At 72.9% G+C, this 24700-nt stretch carries 18 protein-coding genes and 1 pseudogene; 11 read left to right on the forward strand and 8 right to left on the reverse strand.

From position 1 onward, the window contains the following. Nucleotides 1-58 precede the first annotated feature (58 nt). The 5 genes from AB0A69_RS26915 to AB0A69_RS26935 form a co-directional block, all read right to left on the reverse strand. On the reverse strand, nucleotides 59-526 hold the full coding sequence (locus AB0A69_RS26915) for a nuclear transport factor 2 family protein (RefSeq protein ID WP_361427157.1): 468 nt from the start codon (nucleotides 524-526) through the stop codon (nucleotides 59-61). Between the two features lie 65 nt (nucleotides 527-591). Continuing rightward, a complete protein-coding gene (locus AB0A69_RS26920; RefSeq protein WP_361427160.1) occupies nucleotides 592-1476 on the reverse strand; it encodes an SDR family oxidoreductase in 885 nt (294 codons plus the stop codon). 51 nt (nucleotides 1477-1527) lie between these two features. After that, nucleotides 1528-2946, reverse strand: a complete 1419-nt coding sequence (locus tag AB0A69_RS26925) for a short-chain dehydrogenase (protein ID WP_361427163.1) — start codon at nucleotides 2944-2946, stop codon at nucleotides 1528-1530. After that, nucleotides 2943-4127: an FAD-dependent monooxygenase gene (locus tag AB0A69_RS26930; protein ID WP_361427166.1), complete on the reverse strand. Its 1185-nt coding sequence runs from the start codon at nucleotides 4125-4127 to the stop codon at nucleotides 2943-2945. Before AB0A69_RS26930 ends, AB0A69_RS26925 begins: the two co-directional genes overlap by 4 nt. Beyond that, on the reverse strand, nucleotides 4124-11440 hold the full coding sequence (locus AB0A69_RS26935) for an amino acid adenylation domain-containing protein (protein ID WP_361427169.1): 7317 nt from the start codon (nucleotides 11438-11440) through the stop codon (nucleotides 4124-4126). Before AB0A69_RS26935 ends, AB0A69_RS26930 begins: the two co-directional genes overlap by 4 nt. 281 nt (nucleotides 11441-11721) lie before the next feature. On the opposite strand from AB0A69_RS26935, the gene AB0A69_RS26940 reads away from it, so the two are divergent. The 9 genes from AB0A69_RS26940 (at nucleotide 11722) to AB0A69_RS26980 (ending at nucleotide 20087) form a co-directional block, all read left to right on the forward strand. Further along, the gene (locus AB0A69_RS26940; protein WP_361427172.1) at nucleotides 11722-13089 is read left to right on the forward strand and encodes a cytochrome P450; all 1368 of its coding nucleotides are present in this window, start codon (nucleotides 11722-11724) and stop codon (nucleotides 13087-13089) included. Continuing rightward, nucleotides 13086-14432 (forward strand): crotonyl-CoA carboxylase/reductase, encoded by a 1347-nt coding sequence (gene ccrA / locus AB0A69_RS26945; protein ID WP_361427175.1) that lies wholly within the window; start codon nucleotides 13086-13088, stop codon nucleotides 14430-14432. The genes AB0A69_RS26940 and ccrA overlap by 4 nt, the downstream gene beginning before the upstream one ends. A gap of 49 nt (nucleotides 14433-14481) precedes the next feature. Then, nucleotides 14482-15246 (forward strand): hypothetical protein, encoded by a 765-nt coding sequence (locus AB0A69_RS26950; RefSeq protein WP_361427178.1) that lies wholly within the window; start codon nucleotides 14482-14484, stop codon nucleotides 15244-15246. A gap of 3 nt (nucleotides 15247-15249) precedes the next feature. Next, entirely contained in the window at nucleotides 15250-16926 is a 1677-nt protein-coding gene (mtnA, locus tag AB0A69_RS26955) for an S-methyl-5-thioribose-1-phosphate isomerase (protein WP_361427181.1), read from the forward strand. Next, entirely contained in the window at nucleotides 16923-17501 is a 579-nt protein-coding gene (locus AB0A69_RS26960; RefSeq protein ID WP_361427184.1) for a cupin, read from the forward strand. Before mtnA ends, AB0A69_RS26960 begins: the two co-directional genes overlap by 4 nt. After that, the gene (gene mtnC, locus AB0A69_RS26965; RefSeq protein ID WP_361427187.1) at nucleotides 17498-18196 is read left to right on the forward strand and encodes an acireductone synthase; all 699 of its coding nucleotides are present in this window, start codon (nucleotides 17498-17500) and stop codon (nucleotides 18194-18196) included. The genes AB0A69_RS26960 and mtnC overlap by 4 nt, the downstream gene beginning before the upstream one ends. Beyond that, entirely contained in the window at nucleotides 18193-19002 is an 810-nt protein-coding gene (locus AB0A69_RS26970; protein ID WP_361427190.1) for an S-methyl-5'-thioadenosine phosphorylase, read from the forward strand. Before mtnC ends, AB0A69_RS26970 begins: the two co-directional genes overlap by 4 nt. A 70-nt stretch (nucleotides 19003-19072) precedes the next feature. Next, a complete protein-coding gene (locus tag AB0A69_RS26975; RefSeq protein WP_361427193.1) occupies nucleotides 19073-19426 on the forward strand; it encodes a tRNA-binding protein in 354 nt (117 codons plus the stop codon). Between the two features lie 52 nt (nucleotides 19427-19478). Further along, the gene (locus tag AB0A69_RS26980; protein ID WP_361427196.1) at nucleotides 19479-20087 is read left to right on the forward strand and encodes a 4'-phosphopantetheinyl transferase superfamily protein; all 609 of its coding nucleotides are present in this window, start codon (nucleotides 19479-19481) and stop codon (nucleotides 20085-20087) included. Between the two features lie 349 nt (nucleotides 20088-20436). Here the strand turns inward: AB0A69_RS26980 and AB0A69_RS26985 are convergent, their stop codons facing one another. Beyond that, entirely contained in the window at nucleotides 20437-21081 is a 645-nt protein-coding gene (locus tag AB0A69_RS26985) for a ScbR family autoregulator-binding transcription factor (protein ID WP_361427199.1), read from the reverse strand. Nucleotides 21082-21302: 221 nt separating this feature from the next. Between AB0A69_RS26985 and AB0A69_RS26990 the strand changes: the two genes are divergently transcribed. Together AB0A69_RS26990 and AB0A69_RS26995 are read left to right on the forward strand one after the other, a co-directional pair. Continuing rightward, nucleotides 21303-22172, forward strand: coding sequence for a ScbA/BarX family gamma-butyrolactone biosynthesis protein (locus AB0A69_RS26990; protein ID WP_361427202.1), 870 nt, complete (start codon nucleotides 21303-21305; stop codon nucleotides 22170-22172). Nucleotides 22173-22194: 22 nt separating this feature from the next. Beyond that, entirely contained in the window at nucleotides 22195-23037 is an 843-nt protein-coding gene (locus tag AB0A69_RS26995) for an SDR family oxidoreductase (RefSeq protein ID WP_361427205.1), read from the forward strand. Nucleotides 23038-23162: 125 nt separating this feature from the next. On the opposite strand, the gene AB0A69_RS27000 is transcribed toward AB0A69_RS26995, so the two are convergent. Both AB0A69_RS27000 and AB0A69_RS27005 read right to left on the reverse strand, forming a co-directional pair. Further along, a complete protein-coding gene (locus AB0A69_RS27000) occupies nucleotides 23163-23975 on the reverse strand; it encodes an ATP-binding protein (protein WP_361427208.1) in 813 nt (270 codons plus the stop codon). Nucleotides 23976-24080: 105 nt separating this feature from the next. Beyond that, a pseudogene (locus tag AB0A69_RS27005) lies at nucleotides 24081-24700 on the reverse strand (2-oxoacid:ferredoxin oxidoreductase subunit beta); the annotation flags it as partial.

Raw genomic sequence — 24700 nt, forward strand, 5'->3', positions numbered from 1 at the left:
TGCGGACGAGGGGCGCGGCCCCGGGTGATGGCCGGGGCCGCGAGGGGTGGACGGCCGGTCAGGAGGCCGCGGTGCCCGTTCCGGCGGCGAGGGCCTGGAGGGCCTGCTTCCAGGCGATCTCGCCGCCTGCGGCCTCCATGACCAGCCACGGGTTCCAGAAGTCGCGGTAGAGCGTGATCCGGCCGTCCTCGAAGCGGACCACCGACAGGTACGTCTGGGTGTACTGGCCGCCCGTGGCCAGCAGGGTCGCCTCACCGGTGAACGCGGCGATGACCAGGCCGTCCTCGCCCGCGGCGTAGAACTCGGGCTCGGAGAACGCGACCTTGAGCTGCTGGCCGAACATGGTCATCTGGGCGAGCAGTTCCTCACGGCCCTGCATCCGGCTCGGGAAACCCCAGGCGGGGTAGGGGAATTCAAGGACGCCGTCCTCGGCGAACAGGCCCACCCACTCCTCGACGCGGCCCGTGGACAGCAGCTCCAGGCTGTGGCGGAAGAGGTCCTTGAGTTCCTGGGGGGTGTGGGTCATGCGTGTTCCTTCTCTGTGAGGGGTTGCGCGGGGCATACGGGACGGATGGGGGTGGTGCCGGCGGCTCAGGACGCGGCGGTGACGATGCCGCCGAAGACCTTGTCGATGGCCCGGTCCGGCAGCAGACGGGCCAGCAGCCGGCCGCCGGTGGCGTCCTTGCCGACGCCGTAGCGGGTCCGGGGGCGCTTGACGACCAGCGCCCGCATGACGGTGCGGGCCACGTCGTCCGCCGTGACCGCGCTCGTGCGCGCCGAGTGCTCGTTGGTCTCCAGGAAGCGCAGGAAGGTGTCCCGGTACAGCTCGGCGACCGCCTCGGGGGCGTCCTCGAGGGTGCGGCCGGCCTCCAGCGCCATCTTGTCCCAGATCGGCGTCATGACCGCTCCGGGCTGGACGACGGAGACCGGGATGCCGAACGGCGCCAGTTCGCGGCGGAGCGCGTCGCTGAGCCCTTCCTTCGCGAACTGCGCCGCCGCGTAGGCCCCCAGGTACGGGATGGCGACGTTGCCCAGCCCGGAGGTGATGTTGACGATCCGTCCGGCGCCGGTGCGCAGGAGCGGGAGGAAGCCCTGGATCACCGCCAGCTGCCCGACCACGTTGATGTCCAGCTGCCGGCGCAGCAGTTCGGGGGAGACGCACTCCAGCGGTGCGGTCACGGCGATTCCCGCGTTGTTGACCAGACCGAAGAGGCCGGTCTCGGGGTTCTCCTCGGCGATCCGGTCGACGGCGGCGGCGATGGTCTTCTCGTCGGTGACGTCCAGGATCACGGGGACGAGCCGGGCGGCCCCGGACGCGGTGAGCCGTTCGGCGTCCTCGGTGCGCCGGACACCGGCGTACACCTGGAAGCCGATCCGGGCGAGGTTGCGGGCGCATGCCTCGCCGAGACCGGAGGAGGCTCCGGTGACGACGACGGCCTTCCCGTGGGGGGACAGCAGTGGCGTCCTGTTCGGCACGGTGGTTCTCCGGGGTAGGTGCTGCGTGGGCGGGGAGGGAGGAGGCACCCCCTACGGGTGCTTGACGGCGGTGCGGACCGCCTCCAGCGAGGAGGCGGCGAGGCGCTCGGCCCGGTCCGCGGGGACGGCGCCCTCGACATGCGTGAAGTTCCAGGCGAGACGGCCGTGGGCGGTGGTGATCGCGGCGCAGTAGTACGCGTTGACGGACAGTCCGGCGATGAACTCGGCCGAGGTCACCCGCCAGGGCCCGACGGCGTCCGGGAAGTCGTACCGGCCGACGTTGGAGACGCAGAGGGTGATCGGGCCCTTCTCCTCCATGAAGCGGAGGAAACGCTCGCTCTTCGCCACGGACTTGGGGGCCACCGGCCCGAGCGTGGCGACGGCCGTCAGGTGCTCGCCGCGCCGTCGGCGGCGCGCGAGGTCCCGGCTGATGGCCCGGGCCATCGGCCACAGGGGGGCACCCGGCCGGTAGTCGACGATCGAGGGCACGGTGGCGACGTACGTGCCGATCTCGTCCTCGGTGACCTGCGGGACCAGCGCGTCGCGGAAGGTGATGGGCGAACCGATCACCAGCGGGCCCGGCCGGTCGCCGGCGTCCTGCGCCGCCGCGGTCGCCATCGCCGCGGCCAGCGCCCCGTGCACGGTGGTCTGTTCGCGCTTGCACGCCGCGACGAGTTCGGCGAGCTCGTCGGCGGCGAGCGAGCGGCCCAGGAGCTGGGTGACACGGCCCTCGAACGGCACGCGGGACGTGGGCTCGAAGCGGCGCGGCTTGATCCGCTTGGCCGTGCCCTGGTCGGCGATCTGCTGGCCGACGACCTTGCGCAGGCCCGCCAGGCCCCGGTGGGCGGCCGGCAGCAGCTGCTCGGGCGCGGGCAGGGTCCGCAGGGAGCCGGTCCGCAGCGCCCGCTCCGCGTCCCGGGACTCGGACGCGGCGATCGCGGCCGCGAGCTCGACCCACTGCCGCATCAGCGTGAGCACCGTGGTGCCGTCGGCGATGCAGTGCGGCACGGCCAGCACCAGGTCGTGCACGTCCGGGGCGCCGTCGCCGCCGGGCCGGGTCACGACCAGGGCGCGGGCCAGCGGCCCCGTGCGCCAGTTGACGGCGGTGACGAGCTCGTACGCGTTGACCTCCCGCTCCCATGCCTCCGCGCCACCCCCGTCACCGTCCGGGCCGGCGGCCGGGGCGGTGACGGTGACGGTGCGCAGCGGCACCTCGCGGCCCGGCGCGGGCCGGAACCGCGGGTTGCGGCCCTGTGCGTCGGCCGTGATCGCGGACCGCAGCAGGGGGTGACGGCTCTGGAGCGCCGCGAGCGCGCGCGAGGCCAGCCCCGCGTCGAAGGGCCCGTACAGCCGGGCGTGCGAGATGACGTTGAGCGGGGAGATCTGGTCGCAGATCCAGTACCACCGCTCCAGGGGGCTCAGCGGACGGTCCGCCTCGGCGGCGGCGTCGGCCGCGTTCCACGTGGTCACTGCCTGGCCTCCAGGGCGAAGTCGAGGTATTCGGCGTTGGTCTTGTCCAGCACGGACGAGGGCGCGAACCGGAAGAACAGGTCGCGGCCGAGGATGCGCAGCCGCGACTCGGTCTGTTCCAGGCCGCTGAGCGCGTGGGCACCCTCGACGATCTTCCGGGTGCGGGCCCGCCGGGCGGCCTCGTAGGAGCGCAGCCCCCGGCGGGCGCCGTCCCCGGCGGCGATCGCGTCGCGCAGGCAGTGGGCGAGGACCGCCGCGTCCTCGACGGCCATGCAGGCGCCTTGGCCGAGGCTGGTCATCATCGGGTGGGCGGCGTCCCCGAGCAGGGTCACCGGGCCGTCGCCCCACTGCTCCAGGAACGGCCTGTCGCGAGCGGGGAAGGCGGTGATCGCCTCGATCGGGGTGGCTTCGACGGCCGCCACGACCTCCGGGGCCCAGCCTGCGTAGGCGTCCAGGATCTCGTCCTTGCCGCCGCGCCAGTCACGGGCCCGCTCGACGGGCATGTTCTTGGTGCCCCACCAGTAGACCTGGCCGTTGCCGATGTTGGCGATGCCGAAGCGCTTGCCGCGTCCCCAGTAGTGGGCGCCGTACTGCTTGGGCACCCGCGGGTGGGTGAAGTCGGGGGTGGCGACCCAGCACAGGTAGCCGGTCTCGCGCGGCTCCTCCGGGCCGGCCACCTGGCGCCGGATCGCCGAGCCGAAGCCGTCGGCGCCGATCAGTACGTCACCGCGGGCCTCGCGGCCGTCGGCGAACCGTACGGTCACCCCGTCCGCGTCCTGCTCGTACCCGGTGGCGGCGGCGTCGAGGGTGAGCGGGCAGTCGTCGATCTCCTTCAGCAGCAGTCGCTGCAGCAGGGTGCGGGAGATGCCGAAGCTGGGCGCGCCGAGCCGGTCGCAGATCTCCTTGAACCGCAGGGTGCGGATGACCTTGCCGGAGGTGGTCAGGAAGTGCAGCTCCTCCAGGATCTCCGCGTGCTCCTCCAGGCGCAGATCGATGCCGAGCGTGCGCAGCGCGAGCACGGAGTTGGTCATGAAGGACAGGGCACCGCCGGCGGGCTTCAGCTCCCGGGCCCGCTCGTAGACCTCGACGTCCAGGCCGACCTTGCGCAGGGTGGCGGCGGCGGTGAGCCCGCCGATGCCCGCCCCTACGACGATCGCCTTGATGTTCCTGCCGGCCGTCACTGTGCGGTCCCTTCGTCGGAGGTGTGCTCGGTCTGTGCGTGCGGCGCGTCCGCGGCCCGCGGTTCCCGCGCCGCGTCGGGCACGGTGTGCGGGGTGATGGCCTGGCCGACGGAGCGCACGTACGGCTCGTCCAGGAGCAGCAGGTGGTCGCCGGGCACCTCCACCACGTCGACGCGGCCGCTGGTGAGGGTCGCCCAGCCGTTCGCCGGGGCCTCGTGCAGGGTGCGGGCGGCGCCGTGCATGGGGCGCAGGACGTCCGGCAGCGGCGCGGTCGCCTTGACCAGGGTCAGGTCGATCGGCTCGGGTGCGGGCATGTAGTCCCGCAGGGCGTTCCAGTTCGCCTTGTAGACCTCGAAGAGCCGGCGGATGGCGGTCCGGGCCGTGGCCACCGGGACGATGCCCACGGCCGCCGCGCGATCGGCGATGTAGTCCAGCCGCTCGTCGTCGGTGGTCAGGTCGGCCGGGATCCGGTCGACGGGCGCGCTGCCGCCGCGGTCGACCCAGATCAGCTCCCAGAAGAACCACTCCATCATGGCCTGTTCGGCGACCTCGGGCCGCTGGCCCGGATCCGGCGCGATGGAGTCCAGCAGGATCAGCTGAGCCAGTTCGGCCTCCCCGGTCCGGCGCAGCTCGCGCGCCATCTCGAAGGCCACGAACCCGCCGAACGACCAGCCGCCGAGCCGGTACGGGCCCTCCGGCTGGATGCGCTTGATCGCGTCCAGGTAGCTGCGGGCCAGTCCGGCCATCGTGGTGATCGGTTCGGTACCCGGTTCGCCGCCGGCCGCCTGGAGTGCGTACAGCGGCTGGTCGTCGGGCAGATGCCGGGCGAGCCGTACGTAGCAGAGCACGTTGCCGCCGAGCGGGTGGACCAGGAAGACCGGGGTGCGGCCGCCCTCGTCGGACGCGACGGCCCTGATGGGCACGACCGGGTCGAAGGCGGCGACCGCGGCACCGGAGCGCAGTTTGTCGGCGAGCATCGCGATGGTCGGCGCGGCGACGAAGGCGGTCAGGGGCATGCGCAGGCCGAACCGCTTCTCGATGGTCACGATGAGCCGCATCGCGGTCAGCGAGGTGCCGCCGGAGGCGAAGAAGTCGTCGTGCACACCGATGTGGGGCAGGTTCAGCATTTCCCCGAAGATCGCGGCGAGGGACTGCTCCATGGCGTCGCGCGGCAGGGTGGGCGCGACCGTCTCGGCCGTCTTGAGTTCCATGCGGCGCAGGGCGGCGTCGTTCCGCTTGCCGCTCGGGGTCATCGGCAGGCGGTCCAGCCACACCAGGTGGGCGGGCACCATGTAGTCGGGGAGCACGCGGCGCAGCCGGGTGCGGATCTCGCCCAGGTCGGCCGAGCCCTCCTCACCGAGCAGGAACCCGACCAGGAACGACTCCCCGCCGGGGCCGCGCTTCTGGGCGACCACGGCGGCGCCCCGGATGCCCGGGAACTCGTCGGACAGGGCGGTGATGGCGATCTCCACCTCGGCCGGCTCGACGCGGAACCCGCGTACCTTGACCTGGTCGTCGGCGCGGCCCAGCCACACGGCGTTCCCGTCGGGCAGGACGCGCCCGACGTCGCCGGTGCGGTAGAGGCGCGCCCCGGCCCGGGTGGGGTGCGGTACGAACCGCTCCTCCGTCAGGTCCGGGCGGCCCTTGTAGCCCAGGGCCAGACAGGCGCCGCCGAGGTAGATCTCGCCGTGCACGCCGACCGGGACCGGCCGCAGCCGGTCGTCCAGGACGTGGATCTCGGCGCCGTCGATGGCCGTGCCGATGGGCGGCAGGGCGGGCCAGTCCGCCGGGTCGCCCGACAGCAGGTAGGCGCTTGCGATGTTGGTCTCGGTCGGCCCGTACTGGTTCTCCAGCAGGGTGGGCCGTACGGCGCAGAACCGGCGCAGCTCCTCGGTGACGCGCAGCTGCTCACCCGAGGAGATCAGGATGCGCAGGGCACGCGGCCGGATGCCCAGCAGGTCGGAGGTCTCCGCCACGGTCTGGAGCGCGACGAACGGCATGAACCAGCGCTCGATCTCCTGCTCGTCGAGGAGGCGCAGCAGGGTCGCCGGGTCGCGGCGGTCGGTCTCGGAGACCAGGTGCAGCGTGCCGCCGCAGGCCATGGTGGAGAAGATCTCCTGGAAGGAGACGTCGAAGCTGAGCGGGGCGAACTGCAGGGTACGGGCGCCGGGCGCGTTGGTCTCGGCGCGCAGCTGCCACTGCGTGTAGTTGGCCCAGAGGCGGTGCGGGAGTTCGACGCCCTTGGGCTCACCGGAGGAGCCCGACGTGAAGAGGATCAGGCACAGGCTGTCGAGCGGCAGCGCGACCGGCGCCTCCGCCGCGGGGGCGGCCTCGTCGAAACCGGGCGTACCCGGCATCGGGATCGTCTCCACGGGGAGCAGGAGCTCCGGGTCGGGCACGAGAGCGGCGTGCGCGGCGTGGGCGATGACCCGGAACGGCGCCGCCCGCCCGATCATCAGGGCGATCCGCTCGGCCGGGTAGCTGACGTCGAGGGGGACGCAGGCCGCGCCGGCGCGCAGGACGCCGAGCACGGTGGCGATCATCTCCGGCGAGCGGTCCAGGGCGATGCCCACCCCGGCGCCGGCCGGTACGCCGAGCTCCCGCAGCCGTGCCGTGACCTGGGAGGCGGCCCGGTCGAGGTCGCGGTAGGTCCAGCGGACGTCGCCGAACACGACGGCTTCCGCGTCGGGCTGCCGGGCCGCCATGGCGGTGAACCTGCTGACCACGTCGGCCGGTTCGGGCGCCGGGTTGGCCGGGAGGTCACCCCGGGACGCGAGGAAGTCGAACTGCACGGCTTCCGAGGGGTGTTCCGTGATCCGGCGCAGCACCGCGGTGTACACGTCGGCGAAGAGAGCCGCCTGGGTGGCGGTGAAGGCACGGCCGGCGCAGTTGAGGCGCAGCCGGACCCGGCCGTCGCGCGGGTCGACGATCGCGTTGGTGAGCAGACCGAAGTTGGTCTCCTCGTACGTCGTCAGGTCGAGCAGCTCGAGCCGGTCGGTGCGCAGCTGCGCTTCCAGGTTGTGCAGCCGCACGAAGGTGAACGCGGTGTCCAGCAGCGGGGCGCCGCCGCGGTCGCTCTGGATCGCGCTGAGGGGGTAGGCCCGGTAGGGGTGCGAGTCCCGCTCCTGGCCGACGACGTCGTGCAGCAGGTCGAGCCAGGATCCCCGGCCGCCGCGCAGCCGGAACGGCATGGTGTTGAGAAACAGGCCGGCCATCCGTTCGGCCTCGGCGACCTCGGGGCGGCCGTGGGTGACCAGGCCGGTCGTGACGTCCTCGGCCCCCGTGAGCAGCCGCAGGGTCAGGCAGTGCGTGGCGAACAGCACGAGCCGCAGGGGTATCGCGTGCTCCCGGGCGAGGTCCTTGACCCCGCGCTCCACGTCCTCGGGGAGTTCGATGTGGTGGACGACGTCCCCGCCCGCCCGCGGCGCCTCGTAGGGCACGAACGGGTCGAGCTGCGCCGGTTCGGCCCCGTCGAGCAGGGTGCGCCAGTAGTCGGCGGCCTCCGCCGAGTCCAGCAGCGCCCGCTCCTGGCGTACGTGCTCGGCGGCGGACGGCAGTGTCCGGTCGGGGACGGGGCCGACCGGCGCGCCCAGCCCGTGCTGGTAGTCCTGGAGCAGCTCGCTCATCACGTTGGCGACGCTCCAGCCGTCCAGGATGGCGTGGTGGAAGCTGAGGACCAGGTCCAGCACGCCCTCCCGGACGTGCACCCGGGTGTGGTGCAGCCCCGGCCGCTCGTGGTCGTACGGGAAGTGGCGGCGCTCCTCGATGTGGGCGAGGACCCGCGTCTCGGCTTCGGCTTCGGTTTCGGCTTCGGTTTCGGCGCCGCGCAGGTCGACGACGTCCAGGGTGCCGGTGACCTCGGGGTGCACGATCTGGAGCGGCTCGGTGTACTCGCCCAGGGAGAAGGAGGACCGCAGCACGGGATGCCGCTCGAGCAGCCGCGCGTATGCGGCGCGGAAGGCCCGCTCGTCCCAGTCGACGCGCAGCCGGTAGCGGAACACGTCGCGGTAGACGGTGGTGCTGCCCTCCTCGCTGCCGTGGTAGATCATGCCCAGGTGCAGCTGGGTGGCCGGGTACGCGTCGACGGCGCCCATCCCCAGCAGCCTGGCCTTGTCCATGCCGGTGACCAGCGCGAACGGCTCCAGAGGCGCCGCCTGCGGGGTGGTCTGCGGATCGAGGGGGCGCACCTGGGGGGCCAGGGTCGCGATGGTGGTGTAGCGGGCCATGTCGGGGAGGGTGACGGCCAGGCCGCGCTTCTCGGCCGCGGCCCGGACGCGCAGCATGGTGATGGAGTCGCCGCCGAGCACGAAGTAGTCGTCGTGGACGCCGACCCGTTCGGCGCCCAGCACCTCGGACCAGATCTCCGCCAGCGCCTGCTCGGTCGCGTCGCGCGGGGCGGTGTGCGCGGAGGCGTCGGCGGCGGTCCGGTGCGGCAGGGTCCGCAGCAGGGTGCGCCGGTCCGCCTTGCCGTTGGGGGTCAGCGGGATCGCGTCGATCCGCGCGAACCGGGCGGGGATCATGTACTCGGGCAGGTTACGGGCGAGTTCCGACCGCAGCAGGGACTGGTCGAGCTCGGAGTCGGCCAGGTACGCGCCGATGAGCGAGCCGCCGCGGTCCTGCGAGACACGGTGCAGGACCACCGCGCCGCGGACGCCCGGGACCAGCGACAGCCGGTGCTCGACCTCGCCGAGCTCGATGCGGTTGCCGCGGATCTTGACCTGTCCGTCGATCCGGCCCAGGTACTCCAGGCTGCCGTCGGCGAGCCGGCGGGCCAGGTCCCCGGTGCGGTAGAGGCGTTCGCCGGGTGTGAACGGGTGGTCGACGAAGGACTGCGCCGTGAGGTCCGGACGCCCCAGGTAGCCGCGGGCCAGACCGACGCCGGCGATGCACAGCTCGCCGGGGGCGCCGACGGGCTGCGGGTTGCCGTACGGGTCGAGGACGTGCAGCTCGGTGTTGTCGATGGGCCGGCCGATCGGGACCCGCTCCACCCGCGTGTCCGGGCCGGTGGGGCAGTCCCAGTACGAGACGTCGACGGTGGCCTCGGTGGGGCCGTACAGGTTGACCAGCGCGGGCGCCGCCGACGCCGCAGCGAAGACCCGGTTGAAGCGGTTGACGTGTTCGGGCTGGAGGGCCTCGCCGGAGCAGAAGATCCGGCGCAGTGACGCGGCCCGCCGGACGAGTTCGGGGCGCTCCTCCAGCAGCTCCAGGAACTGGCCGAACATGGAGGGCACGAAATGCGCGACGGTGACCTTCCGGTCCGCGATCGTGTCCAGCATCTCCCGCGGGTCCTTCTCGGCACCCGGTGCGAGGAGGGTCAGCCCGGCGCCGGCCGACTGCCACCAGAACAGCTCCCACACGGACACGTCGAAGGTGACCGGGGTCTTCTGGAGCAGGACGTCGTCCTGGCCGATCGGGTAGCCGCGCTGCATCCAGTTCAGCCGGTTGACCACCGAGCGGTGCTCGACCATGACGCCCTTGGGGCGGCCGGTGGAACCCGAGGTGTACAGGACGTAGGCGAGGTTGCGCGGTCCGGCCCTCTCGGGCAGGGCCCCGGCCGGCACCTCGGGCAGTTCCCCGTCGGCCCGTCGGACGACCACGCCGGGGAGTTCGGGCAGGGCGGGGGCGCCGGGCCCGGTCAGTACGGCACGTGCACCGCTGTCCTCCAGCAGCAGCCGGATCCGCTCGGCCGGGTGGCCCGGGTCCACCGGCACGTAGGCGGCGCCCGCCTTGAGCACGCCGAGGACCGCGGGCAGCAGCGCGGGCGACCGCTCCATCAGCACCGCGACCCGGTCGCCGGGCTCCACGCCGTCGCCGCGCAGGGCGTGCGCGAGGCGGGCCGCGCGGTCGTCGAGTTCGGCGTAGGTGAGGGAGTCGTCCGGGCCGGGGCCGGTCACCGCCGTACGGTCCGGGGTGCGGGCGGCCTGCTCCGCGAAGAGGCCGTGCAGGGTGGCGTCCTCGGGGAAGGCGGCGCTGGTGCGGTTGTGGCCCTCGACCAGTTCGGCCCGCTCCTTCGGGTCGAGAGCGGAGAGCGTGGACACCGGACGGTCGGGTGTCTCCAGGGCGGCGAGCACCAGGTTCCGCACATGGCGGCCGAAGGACTCCACGGGGAAGTCGGAGTCGAAGACGTCGGTGGCGTAGTCGAGCTCGACCAGGACGTCCTCGCCGTCCGCGACCTCGTTCACGACGACCGCGAGCACATCATGGTCGTGGGCGCGGGTGGCGCCGGTGGTCTCCTGCGTGGTGCCGGGCAGGTCGTGGGCGGCGGGCCACTGGACGTACGAGAGCGTCACGTCGAACAGCGACCGGGCCGCGCCCCCTCCGACGGCGGCCGGCGCCTCGCGCAGCACGTCGCCCAGCGGCATCCGCTCGTGGCGCTGGAGTTCGCGCGAGTCCCGCAGGACGGAGCCGACGAGTTCGGTGAAGGTGGCGGACGCGTCCGCCCTCACGGGCAGCGGCAGGGTGTTGGCGAACTGCCCGACCGTGCGGCGCTGGTCCCGGCCGCGGCGGTTGAACAGGGGAACACCCAGCACCACGTCCTCGGTCAGGTGCAGACGCGAGAGGTGCACCGCGAAGGCCGCCGCGACGAAGGCGAACGGCGACTCGCCGCGCTCCCGGATCCGGGCGACGGCGCCGGCCGGCAGCGCGAAGGAGTGCCGGGCCGAAGTGCGCTGCCCGCTGGGCGCCTTGCGGGCGAACAGCGGGGGCTCCAGCCCGGCCAGCATGGTGCGGAAGTACTCCTGGTCCTTCGCGTACTGCGCCGAGCCGCGGTAGCGCTCCTCGTCCGCCAAGGCGGCCAGGGCCGACGGCTCCGGCTCCGCGTCGGGAGCCGGCTCCTCGGCGGCCGCCGCCGCGACGGTCTGCGCGAGCAGCAGGTTCAGCGCCCACGCGTCCGCCACGATGTGGTGCGCCCTGATGAAGACGTGGGCGGCGTCCGCGCTCTCCTTGAGCACGGCGAGTTCGCAGGCCCGTCCCTCGCCGAGGGCGAACGGCCGGTCGTACGCGGCCTCGATCCACTCGGTGATGCGGGCGCCGGCGTCCGCTCCGCTCCCGCTGAAGTCCAGCACCTCGACCTGCGGCCGGGTCTGCGCCACCCGCTGCTGCGGGACCCCGTCCACCTCACGGAACTCCAGCCGCAGCGCGTCGTGACGGGCCGCCACGGCGCCGAGCGCCGCCGCGAGCTCCTCGGTCCGCACCGCGCCCGAGAAGCGGCGCGCCAGGTACAGGTTGAACTGGGGAAGCCGTGGAAACAGTGCATGCGCCACCCAGATGTCGCGCTGGTAGGCCGTCAACGGTGACCACACGGATGAACTCACGATTCCCCTGCTCAGTCGATCGCATGCTGACTTCAGGGTCACAGCCTGCACGGATGTGTCCGTGCCGATCCAGAAATTCCGGTGCCTGGTATTCCTGATACCAGGCACACCGGCAATAGGTTCCCGATACCAGGCGCACCGGCAATAGGTTCCTCATACCCGAGAACCGCCTGCCTGGATCATTCGGAAAAATATGGACACTCCACTTACCCCCCTGGCGGAGCGTGGTGTGATCTGGCCAGAATCCTGAGTCCCAGGAAATTCGACCGGAAAGGAAGTCCGTGAGACAGGTACCGCTGGTCGTCGGCCATCCCCTACTCGGATCGCTCAAGGAGCTGCGGCACGATGTGCTGGCGGCCTACCTCCGGGCCCGGAGCACCGTCGGCGACGTGGTGCGCTTCCAGGCCGGCCCGCCGGGCGCGCGGACCGAGATGTACGGGGTCTTCTCCGCCGACGGTGTCCAGCAGGTACTCGCCTCGCAGTCGGCCAATTTCCGCAAGGACAATCCGACGTACACCGAGATCCGGGAATCCGTCGGAAATGGCCTGCTCACCAGCCAGGACGACGAGTACATCTTCCAGCGGCGCATGGTTCAGCCGTTGTTCACCCGGCGCCGGGTGCACGAATACGCGGGCGCGGTGCATGCTGAAATAATTCGGTCCGTCTCCGGCTGGCAGACACAGCCCGACGGTGTCGTGGACGCGTCCGCGGTAATGACGGAATTTGCCCTTCGTGCGGTGAGCCGTATTCTCTTCGGAGCCGACATCGAGGCCGCCGTGGACGTGGTGCGCCGCCAGTTCCCGGTCATCGGCGAGAGCGTGCTGCGCCGCGGGGTCTCGCCCGTGCGGCTGCCCCGGACGTGGCCCACTCCCGCCAACCGCCGGACACAGGCCGCCCAGCGCGAGCTGTTCGGGATCTGCGACCGGATCATCGCCCAGCGCGCCGGCGCCGACGAGGCCGACGACATGATCTCGCTGCTGGTCCGGGCCCGCGACGAGGACGGTTCGGGACTGAGCGCCGACGCCGTCCGCGATCAGGTCCTGATCTTCCTGCTGGCCGGCTACGAGACCACCGCGACGACGCTCGGCTACGCCCTGCACCTGCTCGCCGGCGACGCCGAGGTGCGCGCCCGCGCCCGTGCCGAGGTCGACGACGTCCTGGCCGGACGCAGCCCGGGCGCCGCCGACGTGGAGGCTCTGCCGTACCTCAACCAGGTGCTGAAGGAGACCATGCGCGTCTATCCCGCCGTCGCCATCATGGGGCGCCGCGCGGTCGCCGAGGCCGAGGTGGACGGGTTCCGCATCCCGGCGGGGGCCGACGTCTACCTGGCCCCCTGGGTCACCCACCGCCACCCCGCCTACTGGGCGCGGCCGGACGACTTCGACCCCGAGCACTTCACGCCCGAGGCGGAGGCGGGCCGCCCGCGGTACGCCTGGTTCCCCTTCGGCGGCGGTCCCCGCGCCTGCATCGGGCAGCACTTCTCGATGCAGGAGGCGGTCATCGTGCTCGCGGCCGTCCTCCAGCGCTTCGACGTCGAAGCGCACGATCCACCGGGCCGACGGGTCCCCGTGGACCTCGGCATGGCCCTGCGCCCCGCCGGCCCCCTGCTGGTCCGTGTGCGGCCCCGTACGAAGGAGGCCGTCGCATGAGGCAGCTCCTCGACACCCTTCTCGCCCCCGCCGCCGACCGGTCACCCGGCGACATCGCGGCCCTGCCCCTGCCCGAGTCCTACCGGGCGGTCGTGCTGCGTGCCGAGGACACCGCCATGTTCGACGGCATCCCCACCGGCGAACGGGATCCGCGCAAGTCCCTGCACGTGACCGAGGTGCCGCTGCCCGAACTGGGCCCGGGCGAGGCCCTGGTGGCCGTCATGGCGTCCTCGGTCAACTACAACACGGTGTGGAGCTCGATCTTCGAACCTCTGCCGACCTTCGCCTTCCTGGAGCGGTACGGGCGGACCTCGCCGCTCGCCAAGCGCCACGACCTGCCGTACCACGTCATCGGCTCCGACCTGGCGGGCGTGGTCCTGCGCACCGGCCCCGGCGTCAACGCCTGGAAGCCGGGCGACGAGGTGGTCGCGCACTGCCTGAGCGTGGAGCTGGAGAGCCCCGACGGCCACTCCGACACGATGATGGACCCGGAGCAGCGCATCTGGGGCTTCGAGACCAACTTCGGCGGCCTGGCGGAGATCGCGCTGGTGAAGTCGAACCAGCTGATGCCGAAGCCCGACCACCTCAGCTGGGAGGAGGCGGCGGCGCCGGGCCTGGTGAACTCCACCGCGTACCGCCAGCTGGTCTCGCGCAACGGGGCCGGCATGAAGCAGGGCGACAACGTGCTCATCTGGGGCGCGAGCGGCGGCCTCGGCTCGTACGCCACCCAGTTCGCGCTGGCCGGCGGCGCCAACCCCATCTGCGTCGTCTCCAGCGACCAGAAGGCGGACATCTGCCGCTCCATGGGCGCCGAGGCGATCATCGACCGAAACGCCGAAGGCTACAAGTTCTGGAAGGACGAGCACACCCAGGACCCCAAGGAGTGGAAGCGCTTCGGCAAGCGCATCCGCGAGCTCACCGGCGGCGAGGACGTCGACATCGTCTTCGAGCACCCCGGCCGCGAGACCTTCGGCGCCAGCGTCTACGTCACCCGCAAGGGCGGCACCATCACCACCTGCGCCTCGACTTCGGGCTACATGCACGAGTACGACAACCGCTACCTGTGGATGTCGCTGAAGCGGATCGTCGGCTCCCACTTCGCCAACTACCGCGAGGCGTGGGAGGCCAACCGCCTGATCGCCAAGGGCAAGATCCACCCCACCCTGTCGAAGGTGTACTCCCTGGAGGAGACGGGTCAGGCCGCGTACGACGTCCACCGCAACCTCCACCAGGGCAAGGTCGGCGTCCTCGCGCTGGCCCCCGAGGAGGGCCTGGGCGTGCGCGACCACGAGTTGCGCGCCCGGCACATCGACGCCATCAACCGCTTCCGCCCCGAGCAGTGAGAACCACGAGCCGAACGGCGCCGGGCATCCCCCGAGAGGTGAAACAGCTTTGAGATCCACCGCGTTCACACGTACGGAAGGCGGCGCGAGCGAGACCCTCCCCGCAGGCTCCTTCTACCGCGACGGCGGCGCACCCGCCATCATGCGTGCCGCCCACTTCCCCGACGAGCTGCTCTCCTATCTCCAGATGGAGGGCCTCGCGGCGCTGAAGTCCGCCATCCGCCACCGCTGTGACAGCCTGGTCGAACTGGGCTGCTACGACGGACGGGCCCTGGAGGTCGCGCGCGCCGCCGGCCTGCCCTACCTGGGCATCGACATCTCGCCCGGCGCCATCGCCCGCCTCAACCGGCGCATCCACGAGGAGGGCCTCGACGGGCAGGCCCGCGGTCTCATAGGCGACGTGCTGCACAGCAGCTCCTGGGCCCTCGAAATCGGCGGCCGGCGCCCGCTGCAGTTGTTCCCGTTCAACCTGCTGGGCAACTTCGCCGAGCCCGAGAAGGTGCTCCACAGCGCCGCCGCGGCAGGCGGGATCGGTGTGATCTCCGTCTTCGACGAGCAGCCGTCGACCACCGCGGTCCGCCGCGCCTACTACACGGCCTGCGGCATCGAGGAGCTCGACGAGGTCCCCGGCGACTACGGCGGCGTCGCCTTCCAGGGCGAGGGCGGCTTCGCCTCCCAGTCCTTCAGCGCGGAGGGCCTGCTGGAACTCCTCGGCTCGGTCGACGCGACCGTCCTGCACACCACCACCAACCGCCTCGGCCAGTGCGTCACCGTACGTCTCGGCGGCGGGCTCGACTTCGGACCGGAGGACTGACCCGTGGCCCCGAAGCCGAGTTCCGTCCGCACGCCGCGCCCCTCGCTGGAGTGGTCCGACGGGGTGGTGCTGGCCGTCGACCAGCGGGCCCTGCCCCATGAGTACCGGCTGTTGCGGCTGGAGACCGTCGACCAGCTGATCGACGCCATCCAGACCCTGGCCGTGCGGGGCGCGCCCGCCATCGGTCTGGCCGGTGCCCTGGGCGTCGCCATGTCGGCGTTCCGGCACACCGATGAGGCCGCGGGCACCCTCGACCGGGCCGCCGTGCGCGCGGACGCGGCCCGGATCGCCGCCGCCCGGCCCACCGCCGTCAACCTGGCGTGGGCCGTCGAACGGGTGCTGGGCGTCCTGGGCGACGGCAGGCAGGCCGTCCTCGACGAGGCCCTCGCCATGCTGGACGAGGACATCACCGTCAACCGGGCCGCCGTGGACCGCGCCTGCGAGCTGGTGCTCTCGCTCACCCCCGACCGGCCGCTGCGCATCCTGACGCACTGCAACACGGGCCGGCTGGCCACCGCCGCGCTGGGCACCGCCCTGGGGGTGATCATCGAGCTGTCCGGGCGCGGTCTGGTCGAGGAGGTCCTGGTCGACGAGACCCGGCCACTGCTCCAGGGCGCCCGGCTGACCGCCTGGGAGCTGGGCGAGGCCGGGGTGCCGTACCGGCTCTGCGTGGACTCCGCCGCCGCGTCCGCCCTCGCGCGCGGTTTGGTCGACGTGGTCCTGGTCGGAGCCGACCGGATCGCCGCCAACGGGGACGTCGCCAACAAGATAGGCACCTACGGCCTCGCGTTGGCCGCCGCCCGCCACCGCATCCCCTTCATCGTGGTCGCCCCCGAGTCCACCCGGGACCCTGCGCTGCCCGACGGCTCCGGGATCGTCATCGAGGAGCGCCCCGCGCACGAGGTGACCGCCTTCGCGGGCACCGCGGTCGCCCCGGCGGGCGCGGGCGTCTACAACCCCGCCTTCGACGTCACCCCGGCCGAGCTCGTCACCGCCGTGGTCACCGAGAAGGAGTCCCTGCGTCCGGCCTCGACCCGGCAGCGGCTCGGCGCCGACCTCGCCCGCTTCTCCCGCCGGTTCTACGAGCGTGGGTGGATGCCCGCCACCTCCGGCAACCTCTCGGTACGGCTGCCCGGCGAGTCCGGGCACGCCCTGATCACCGCCAGCGGCCGGGACAAGGGCGACCTCACCGCCGCCGACACCGTTCTCGTGGACGCCCGGACGGGGGAACCCGCCGAGGAGGGCGGGCTGCGGGCCTCCGCCGAGACGTGCATCCACGCCGCCGTCTACCGGACCACCGACGCCGGCGCCGTCGTCCACGTCCACTCGCCGTACGCGACCGCCGTGGCGAGCCGTGTCGGCGCGGCCGGGGGTACCCGGACCCTGGAGCTGGCCGGCCACGAACTCCTCAAGGCACTCGGCCTGTCCGACCCTTCGCGCACCACCGTGCCGGTCTTCGCCAACCACGCCGAGGTACCGCGGATCGCCGCCGAACTGGAGGCGTACCTGCGCTCCGGCGCCCCCGCGGGAAGCCCCGAACGGGCACCCGGTCTGCTGATCACCGACCACGGGGTGACGGTCTGGGGCCGGGACCTCGCCCAGGCCCGCAACCGGCTCGAATGCATCGAGGCCGTCTGCCGGCAACTCGTACTCGCCACCGGCCAGGGAGGCCACGGATGACCCTGCTCCACGTCATGCCGGACGACGCTCCGGAGACCGTACTGCTGCGGACGCGCGACGCCGACGAGATCGCCGCCGCTCTGCGCGAGCACTCGGTCGAGCTGCGCCACTGGGAGGTGCGCGGCCCGGTCGCCGGCGGAACCGACCCCGCCGAGGTGCTGGAGCGCTACCGCACCGAGGTCGACGCACTCCGCGCCGCCGAGGGCCTGCGCCTCGTCGACGTGGTGATGCTGCACCCCGAGGACAGCGACGCCTGGCGGGAGAAGGCCGCGGGCGCGCGCTCCGCCTTCCTGGAGGAGCACCGGCACAGCGAGGACGAGGTCCGCTTCTTCGCACACGGCACCGGCTGCTTCTACCTGCACCTGGGGGGCAAGGTCCTCGCGGTGGTGTGCGAGGCGGGCGACCTGCTGTCGGTACCGGCGGGCACCACCCACTGGTTCGACATGGGGCCGGAGCCCGAGTTCTGCGCGATCCGCTTCTTCGAGCGCGAGGACGGCTGGGTCGGCGAGTTCACCGGCGACCCGATCGCCCAGCGCTTCCCGCGCCTGGACGCGCTGCTGGCGGCCGCCGGATGAACGTCCTCACCGCCGAGGCGGTGGTGCTCGACATCGAAGGCACCACCGGTTCGGCCGCCCACGTCCGCCAGGTCCTCTTCCCGTACGCACGGCAGAGGATCGCCGGCTGGTTCGCCGCGCACCGGGACACCCCGCTCCACGGCGAACTGGTCCGCGCGACCGGCGCGGCCGACGAGGCGGACGCCGTCCGCACCCTGACCCGGTGGGCCGACGACGACGTCAAGGCCGCCCCGCTCAAGGCGGTCCAGGCGCGGATCTGGGCCGAGGGGTACGCCGACGGCAGCCTCGCCGGGCACGTCTACGGTGACGTGCCCGGGGCGCTCGCCGCCTGGGCCGAGGCGGGCATCGGCCGCTACATCTACTCCTCCGGGGCCGCCGCGGCCCAGCGCGACTGGTTCGCGACCACGGCGTACGGCGACCTGACCCGCCACCTCGACGGCTACTTCGACCTGGAGAACACCGGGCCCAAGGACGACCCGGACTCCTACCGCCGGATCGGCCGGACCCTCGGGGCCCCGGCCGGGCGGACTCTCTTCCTCAGCGACGCGCCGGCCGAGCTGGCCGCCGCGGCGGCGGCCGGCTGGCAGACCGTACGGGTCCAGCGTCCGGAGGACCCGGCCCCCGAGGGCCTGGCCGAGCACGGCCCCCACCCCACCGTCCAGACCCTGACCGAGATCCAGGTGGTACGAGCGTGAGCACGGCATCGACATCCGCACCGGCGGAGATAGGCGTCATCGGCGGCAGCGGCTTCTACGAGCTGCTCGAAGGCGCCGAACAGGCCGAGGTGACCACCCCGTTCGGCGATCCCTCCGCTCCGCTGTCCATCGGCACGGTCGCGGGCCGCCGGGTGGCCTTCCTCCCGAGGCACGGCCGCGACCACGAGTACCCGCCGCACCGGATCAACTACCGGGCGAACATCTGGGCCCTGCGTGCGGCCGGTGTCCGGCAGATCCTGGCCCCCTGCGCGGTCGGCTCGCTGCGCCGCGACCTGGGCCCCGGCACCATCGTCGTCCCCGACCAGCTGGTCGACCGGACGAGCGGCCGCGTCCAGACCTTCCACGAACGGGGCGCGGTCCACGTCCCGTTCGCCGACCCGTACTGCGCGCACGGCACGGCCGCGGTGGCCGAGGCGGGCGGTGAGGGCGTGCGCACCGGTGGCGCCATGGTGGTCATCGAGGGCCCGCGCTTCTCGACCCGCGCGGAGTCGCAGTGGTATGCGGCCCAGGGGTGGTCCCTGGTGAACATGACGGGCACACCGGAGGCGGTGCTCGCCCGCGAACTCGCGGTCTGCTACACCTCCCTGGCCCTCGTCACCGACCTGGACGCGGGCCTGGACGAGGAGGAGAGCGTGTCCCAGGACGAGGTCTTCAAGGTCTTCGCCGCGAACACCGAGCGGATGCGGTCCCTCGTCCTGCGCACCGTGGAGCTGCTCCCCGCCGACCGCACCTGCCGCTGCGCCCGGGCCCTCGACGGCATCACGCTCCCCTTCGAACTACCGTAAGCCGCAGGCGTCTTCCCGCCTCCACGCCACGACGTCCGGCCGTGGCGTCCCGACGATCAGAGCGAGAACCATGAGCGACAGCACCGCGCCCAAGCCCCTGACCGACCCGGCCCACTTCTTCTCCTCCGACATCCGCGTCGGCCGCGTCCTGACGGTGGAGGAGTTCCCGGAGGCCCGCAAGCCCGCGTACAAGATCACTGCCGACTTCGGCCCGGCCGGAGTGCTGGCCACGAGCGCGCAGGTCACCAACTACCGGCCCGAGGAGCTGAAGGACCGCCTCGTCGTCGGCGTGATCAACCTCGGAAAGAAGCGGATCGCCGGATTCACCAGCGAGTTCCTGCTCCTCGGCTCGTACGACTCGGACGGCGCGGTCCAGCTCCTGTCACCGGAACCCGCGGCCGCCCCGGGCGATGTCGTCGGCTGACCCGCTGCCACCACCGCTCCCGTGCGGCGTGCCCGGCGTCCACCTCGCACGGGTGACGCCCCGGCAGGCCCACGCGGAGCGCAACGCGGGGATCCTGAGTGCGGCGGAGCGGGCCCGGCTGGCCCGCTTCGCCCGCGCCGAGGACCGCGACCGCTTTCTGGCCGCGCACGTGGCGCTGCGCATCCTGCTCGGGGAGCGGCTCGGCCAGCGGCCCGAGCACGTCCGGATCCACCAGGCGCCGTGTGCCGGGTGCGGCGGTCCACACGGCCGCCCCGTGGTCCCCGGGAACCCCGTCCACTTCAGTCTCGCGCACGCCGGCGACCTCTTCGTGATCGCCCTGTCGGAGCGGGCGGTGGTCGGAGTGGACGTGGAGCGCATCCCCGCGCACGTACTTCCGGGCGCCCTGCACCCGGCGGAGGAAGCCGAACTCGCCCTGCTGCCCGCGGCCGAGCGCCCGGCGGCCTTCGCCCGCGCCTGGACCCGCAAGGAAGCGGTGCTCAAGGCGCGGGGCACCGGCCTCCGGACCGACCCCACCACCCTCCTGGTGGGCACGGCCCCCACACCGCTTCCCGATCCCGCCTGGCACCTCACCCCGATACCCGCGCCCCCTCCGTACACCGCCACGCGCGCGGTCCTCAGCGAGGGCCTGTCCGGCGACTGAGGCCCTTCGCGCGGGCGTTGCGGCACTTCCGCGTCGGCGTGACGCCGCCCGCTGCGGGAAAGGGCCGCGGGGGACCGGGCGGGGGACAAGGCGGTACGACTGGCCGGCCATGGGCAGCCCGGGCACGTCCGCGGGGGACGGCGGCGGCCGCTTCGGTGGGTGCGCGGTGAGCCTGGTGTTCACCGGCCGGCGGGGCGGCGGGGCGAGGCGCGGCCGGGGTGGCTCGGAGGTGGGGGAGGGGCATGGGCCGGCGATCCGTCGGGGGATCCGTGGGGGGATCGTTCCCGCGGTCGCGCGTCGTGGGCCGGCGCGCGGGGTGCGGCCGTACGTGGGGGTGATCGTGCGGGGTTCAGTCCTGCGTGGCGGCCAGTTCGGCCGTGATGCGGTCCGTGCGGCCGGACGACAGGTCCAGTGCGGCGAGTACGGAGGGCACCGCCAGGCTGGGGAGGATGTGGCGCTGCATGGAGATGTAGCGCTCCTCGAGGTCCGCGTAGTCGCTGAGGGTCTGGGACACCATCTGGATGCCGGTGAAGGCCCCCATGATCAGCTCCGCCGCCTCGGCGGTGTTCACGTGGGGCAGCAGCTCGCCGTTCTCCTGGGCCTGGTCGAGGAGTCCCAGCAGCATCTCCCGCCACCGCAGGAACGGCCCCCGCCGGTCCAGGGTGTGCGCCTGCTGGTCCATGGAGAGCCGTACCCCGGCCCGGGTGAGCTGGTTGGTCCGCAGCCGGTGGGTGAACCAGAGGCCCATGTCGACCAGTTCCTGCAGCTTCAGGGGCTGCGGCGGGACCTGCTCGGGCGGCTCCTGGGCATCGAACACGCCGAGCGCCAGCTCCTCCTTGGACTGGAAGTGGAAGTAGAGAGCGCCCTTGGTCACCCCGGCCACCTTGAGGATCTCGGTGATGGTGGCCGCCTGGTACCCCTGTCGCTCGAAGACGACCGCCGCCGCCTCCAGGATCGTCTGGCGGGTGCGGATCGCGCGATCCTGCTTGGCCACGCCTGCCTCCTCTGTCTTTGACATCGCCGGGTGATCACGTCCCGTCAGTGACCGGTCACCCTAGAAAAAAAACCGCTCAGTCTGTATCTTATCAGTGCGCGCGCACCACAGACCAGTTTCGCCGCCATGTGCCCCGGGGGGGACCCATGTACTCAGATGCCCTTATGTCGGGTGTGGCCATAGCCACTCGTCCGCAGAGAAAAACCGGTCAACCGGTTCCCATGGAGCTCGTCCACCGGACCAGACCCGAGGACGCCTTCCCGTACCACTGGACCCGCACGGACGAGGACCGATTCTCGGTCAGCGCCCGACTGCCGCACGACCACCCGTTCTTCGCGCCCGTGCACGGCGACCGCCACGACCCGATGCTCCTCATGGAGGCGATGCGGCAGGCCGCCATGCTCGTCTTCCACGCCGGGTACGGCGTGCCGGTCGGCCACCACTTCCTGATGTCGGGCCTGGACTACGCCTGCTACCCCGAGCACCTGGCGGTCGGAGGGGAGCCGGCCGAGGTGGACATCGAGACCACCTGCTCCGACCTCGTGTGGCGCGGTGCCACCCTCGTCCGGGGGCGGGTCGACTGGCTCGTCCGCCGCGACGGCCACCTCGTCGCCGCGGGAACCGGACTGCCCCGGTTCATCAGCCCGTCCGTCTACCAGCGGATGCGCGGCGACCACGCCACGCCCCGCCCCTGGCGCGCCACCACCCGGGCGCTGTCCGCCGCCCCGGCCGGCCGGACCCGCGACGAGGACGTCGTCCTGTCGCCCACGCTCCACCGCAACCTGTGGGAACTGCGCGTGGACACCGCCCACCGCACCCTCTTCCAGCGGCCCAAGGACCACGTGCCCGGCATGCTCCTGCTGGAGGCCGCCCGCCAGGCCGCCTGCGCCGCCACCGCCGGCGCGCGGTTCGTCCCCACCGCCGGCGTCACGCGCTTCGACCGGTACGCCGAGTTCGACCGGCCCTGCTGGATCAGGGCCGCGGTCCTGCCGGACAGCGCCCCCGGCACCCTCGCCGTCCGCGTCACCGGACAGCAGGACGCCGAGAGCGTCTTCACCGCCACCCTGTCCGGGCCCACGCCCACCCGCTGACCGTACCCCCGGAAGGAGTGCCATGATCCTGGTGACGGGGGCGACGGGGGCGGTCGGCCGCGAGGTCGCCCACCTCCTGTGCGGGCAGCGGCCCTTACGCATCCTCGCCCGAGACCCGGGCCGGGTGTGCGTCACGGGGCCCGGCGTCGAGACCGTACGCGCCGACTACGCCGACCGGGACTCCCTGGACGCGGCCCTGCGCGGCGTGGACGCCGCCCTCCTGGTGACCAACCGCGTCACCGAACCCGACGACGCCCGGTTCGTACGGGCCGCCCGCGACGCCGGCGTACGGCACGTGGTCAAACTGTCCATGCTCGCCGTCACGGAGCCCGCCGACGACCTCATCACCCGCACCCAGCGCCGGAACGAGGCCGTCATCCGCGACTCCGGACTCGCCTGGACGTTCCTGCGTGCCCGCACCTTCATGTCCAACACGCTGTCCTGGGCCCCCGGCATCCGCACCGAGGGAGTCGTCCGCGCCCTGTACGGCACCTCCCGCGTCGCCTGCGTCGACCCGCGCGACATCGCGGCCGTCGCCGTCCGCGCCCTCATCGAACCAGGTCGGCACGAGGGCCGGGCGTACGCCCTGTCGGGGCCGGAGGCCATCAGCGCGGCCGAGCAGACCGCCCAGCTCGCTCAGATCATCGGACGGCCCCTGCGGTTCGAGGAGCTCACCCGGAGCGAGGCCGAGGAACGGCTGCTGCGCCGCCACCCGCGGCCCGTGGCGGAGGCGTTCCTCACCAGCGCGGAACGGCAGCGGGCCGGTGGCAAGGCCGTCGTCCTGCCGACGGTGCGCCACCTCACCGGCCGGCCCGCCCGGACCTTCCGGGACTGGGCGGCCGACCACGCCGCCGCGTTCGCCTGACGGACGCCGCCGCAGGGCGGGCGCGCTCGGGCGCCCGCGCACCCCACCGACGAGGGCCCCGCATCCCGCGCGGGGCCCTCGTCGTGTCGTACGCGTCGTACGCGCCGTACCGGTGACGCGTCTCGTCACCCGCGCTCCTCCCGCGGACGCAGCGGGAGGTGGACGCCGACCCGGGTGCCCTCGCCGGGCGCGCTCTCCACCGTGAGGCGGCCCCCCAGGTCCTCCACCCGGTCCGCCATCGACCGCAGGCCCGGAGCCCGGTGGCCCGCCGCCAGGACGGCCGCGGCGTCGAAGCCGGCCCCGTCGTCGACGACACCCACGTGCGCCCAGCGCCGGGTGAAGCGCAGTGTCACCGTCACCTGCCGGGCGCCGGCGTGGCGCAACGCGTTGTACAGGGCCTCACGGGCCGTCAGGAACAGCTCCCGGCGGCACACGTCCGCCAGCAGCCGCTCGTCGCCCGTCGCCCGGAACCGCACCTCCGTGCCACCGGACCCGACCGCGGCCGCGAACTCCTCCAACGCCTCGACCAGGGGCGGCAGCACGGTCTGCTCGTGCAGGCCCCCGGCGAGCCGCCGGGTGACGTCGATGGCCTGCAGAAGCGCCTCGCGGGCCTCCTCCAGGTGCGCGCACGCCGCCGGTTCCGCGGCTGCGGCGTGCAGCTCGATCCGCCGGGCGGCGGCCTCCAGGGCAGTGCCCAGCTCGTCGTGGACCGTACGGGCCAGCCTCCGCCGCTCCCGCCACACCTGGTCGCCGTGGTCCCGGGCGAGAGGCATCCGTTCCGGCCAGGCCGGGTCCTCGGGGGCGCCGCCCGGCCGCCGGGCCCGGCCGTAGGCCGAGCGGTGGAGGCCTTCTTGAAGCGACCGGGCGAAGCCGTCGCCGACGACGGCTTCGAGCCAGGCGAGACCGTGCTGCGGGGCGAGGGCGGTGGGGGCGCTCATCGGTCCTCCTCGGGCAGAGCTGACGGGAACGGAAAAAAGGGGAGCGGGTCGAGCAGGGTGAGTGACGGCCGTTAACAAACCGGTTACGCGGTTTTCGGGCCGTCTTCAGGCCGCAGTGACCGTCCAGGTGTCGCCGCCGGTCAGGAGTGCGGCGAGGTCGCCTTTGCCCTTGTGTTCGATGGCGGCGTCGAGTTGGTCGGCCATTTGTGTGTCGTAGACGGGGCGGTCGACGCTGCGGAAGACGCCGATGGGGGTGTGGTGGAGGGTGTCGGGGTCGGCGAGGCGGGAGAGCGCGAAGGCCGTGGTGGGGCTGGGGTTGCGGGCGTCGTGGATCAGGATCTGGGTTTCGTTGTCGGGTGTGATGGTGACGACGGTGAGGTCGCCGGTGGCCGGGTCGCGGACGACGCCTTTGGTGTTGTCGGTGCCGAAGCGGATGGGCTGTCCGTGTTCGAGGCGGATGACGGCTTCTTCGGCCTGCTGTTTGTCTTTGAGGGCGTCGAAGGCGCCGTCGTTGAAGATGTTGCAGTTCTGGTAGATCTCGACGAGGGCGGTGCCGGGGTGGTCGGCGGCGGCGCGCAGGACGTCGGTGAGGTGTTTGCGGTCGGAGTCGACGGTGCGGGCGACGAAGGTGGCTTCGGCTCCGATGGCCAGGGACACCGGGTTGAAGGGTGCGTCGAGGGAGCCCATGGGGGTGGACTTGGTGATTTTGCCGACTTCGGAGGTGG

Origin of the sequence: Streptomyces sp. NPDC045431 (genome assembly GCF_040646655.1) — a bacterium.
Classification (GTDB): Bacteria; Actinomycetota; Actinomycetes; order Streptomycetales; family Streptomycetaceae; genus Streptomyces.

Coding starts and splice junctions, on each gene's coding strand:
- AB0A69_RS26915 (WP_361427157.1), bottom strand. CDS start 526: ATGACCCACACCCCCCAGGAACTCAAGGACCTCTTCCGCCACAGCCTG.
- ccrA (WP_361427175.1), top strand. CDS start 13,086: ATGAGGCAGCTCCTCGACACCCTTCTCGCCCCCGCCGCCGACCGGTCA.
- AB0A69_RS26960 (WP_361427184.1), top strand. CDS start 16,923: ATGACCCTGCTCCACGTCATGCCGGACGACGCTCCGGAGACCGTACTG.
- mtnC (WP_361427187.1), top strand. CDS start 17,498: ATGAACGTCCTCACCGCCGAGGCGGTGGTGCTCGACATCGAAGGCACC.
- AB0A69_RS26975 (WP_361427193.1), top strand. CDS start 19,073: ATGAGCGACAGCACCGCGCCCAAGCCCCTGACCGACCCGGCCCACTTC.
- AB0A69_RS26990 (WP_361427202.1), top strand. CDS start 21,303: ATGGAGCTCGTCCACCGGACCAGACCCGAGGACGCCTTCCCGTACCAC.
- AB0A69_RS26995 (WP_361427205.1), top strand. CDS start 22,195: ATGATCCTGGTGACGGGGGCGACGGGGGCGGTCGGCCGCGAGGTCGCC.
- AB0A69_RS27000 (WP_361427208.1), bottom strand. CDS start 23,975: ATGAGCGCCCCCACCGCCCTCGCCCCGCAGCACGGTCTCGCCTGGCTC.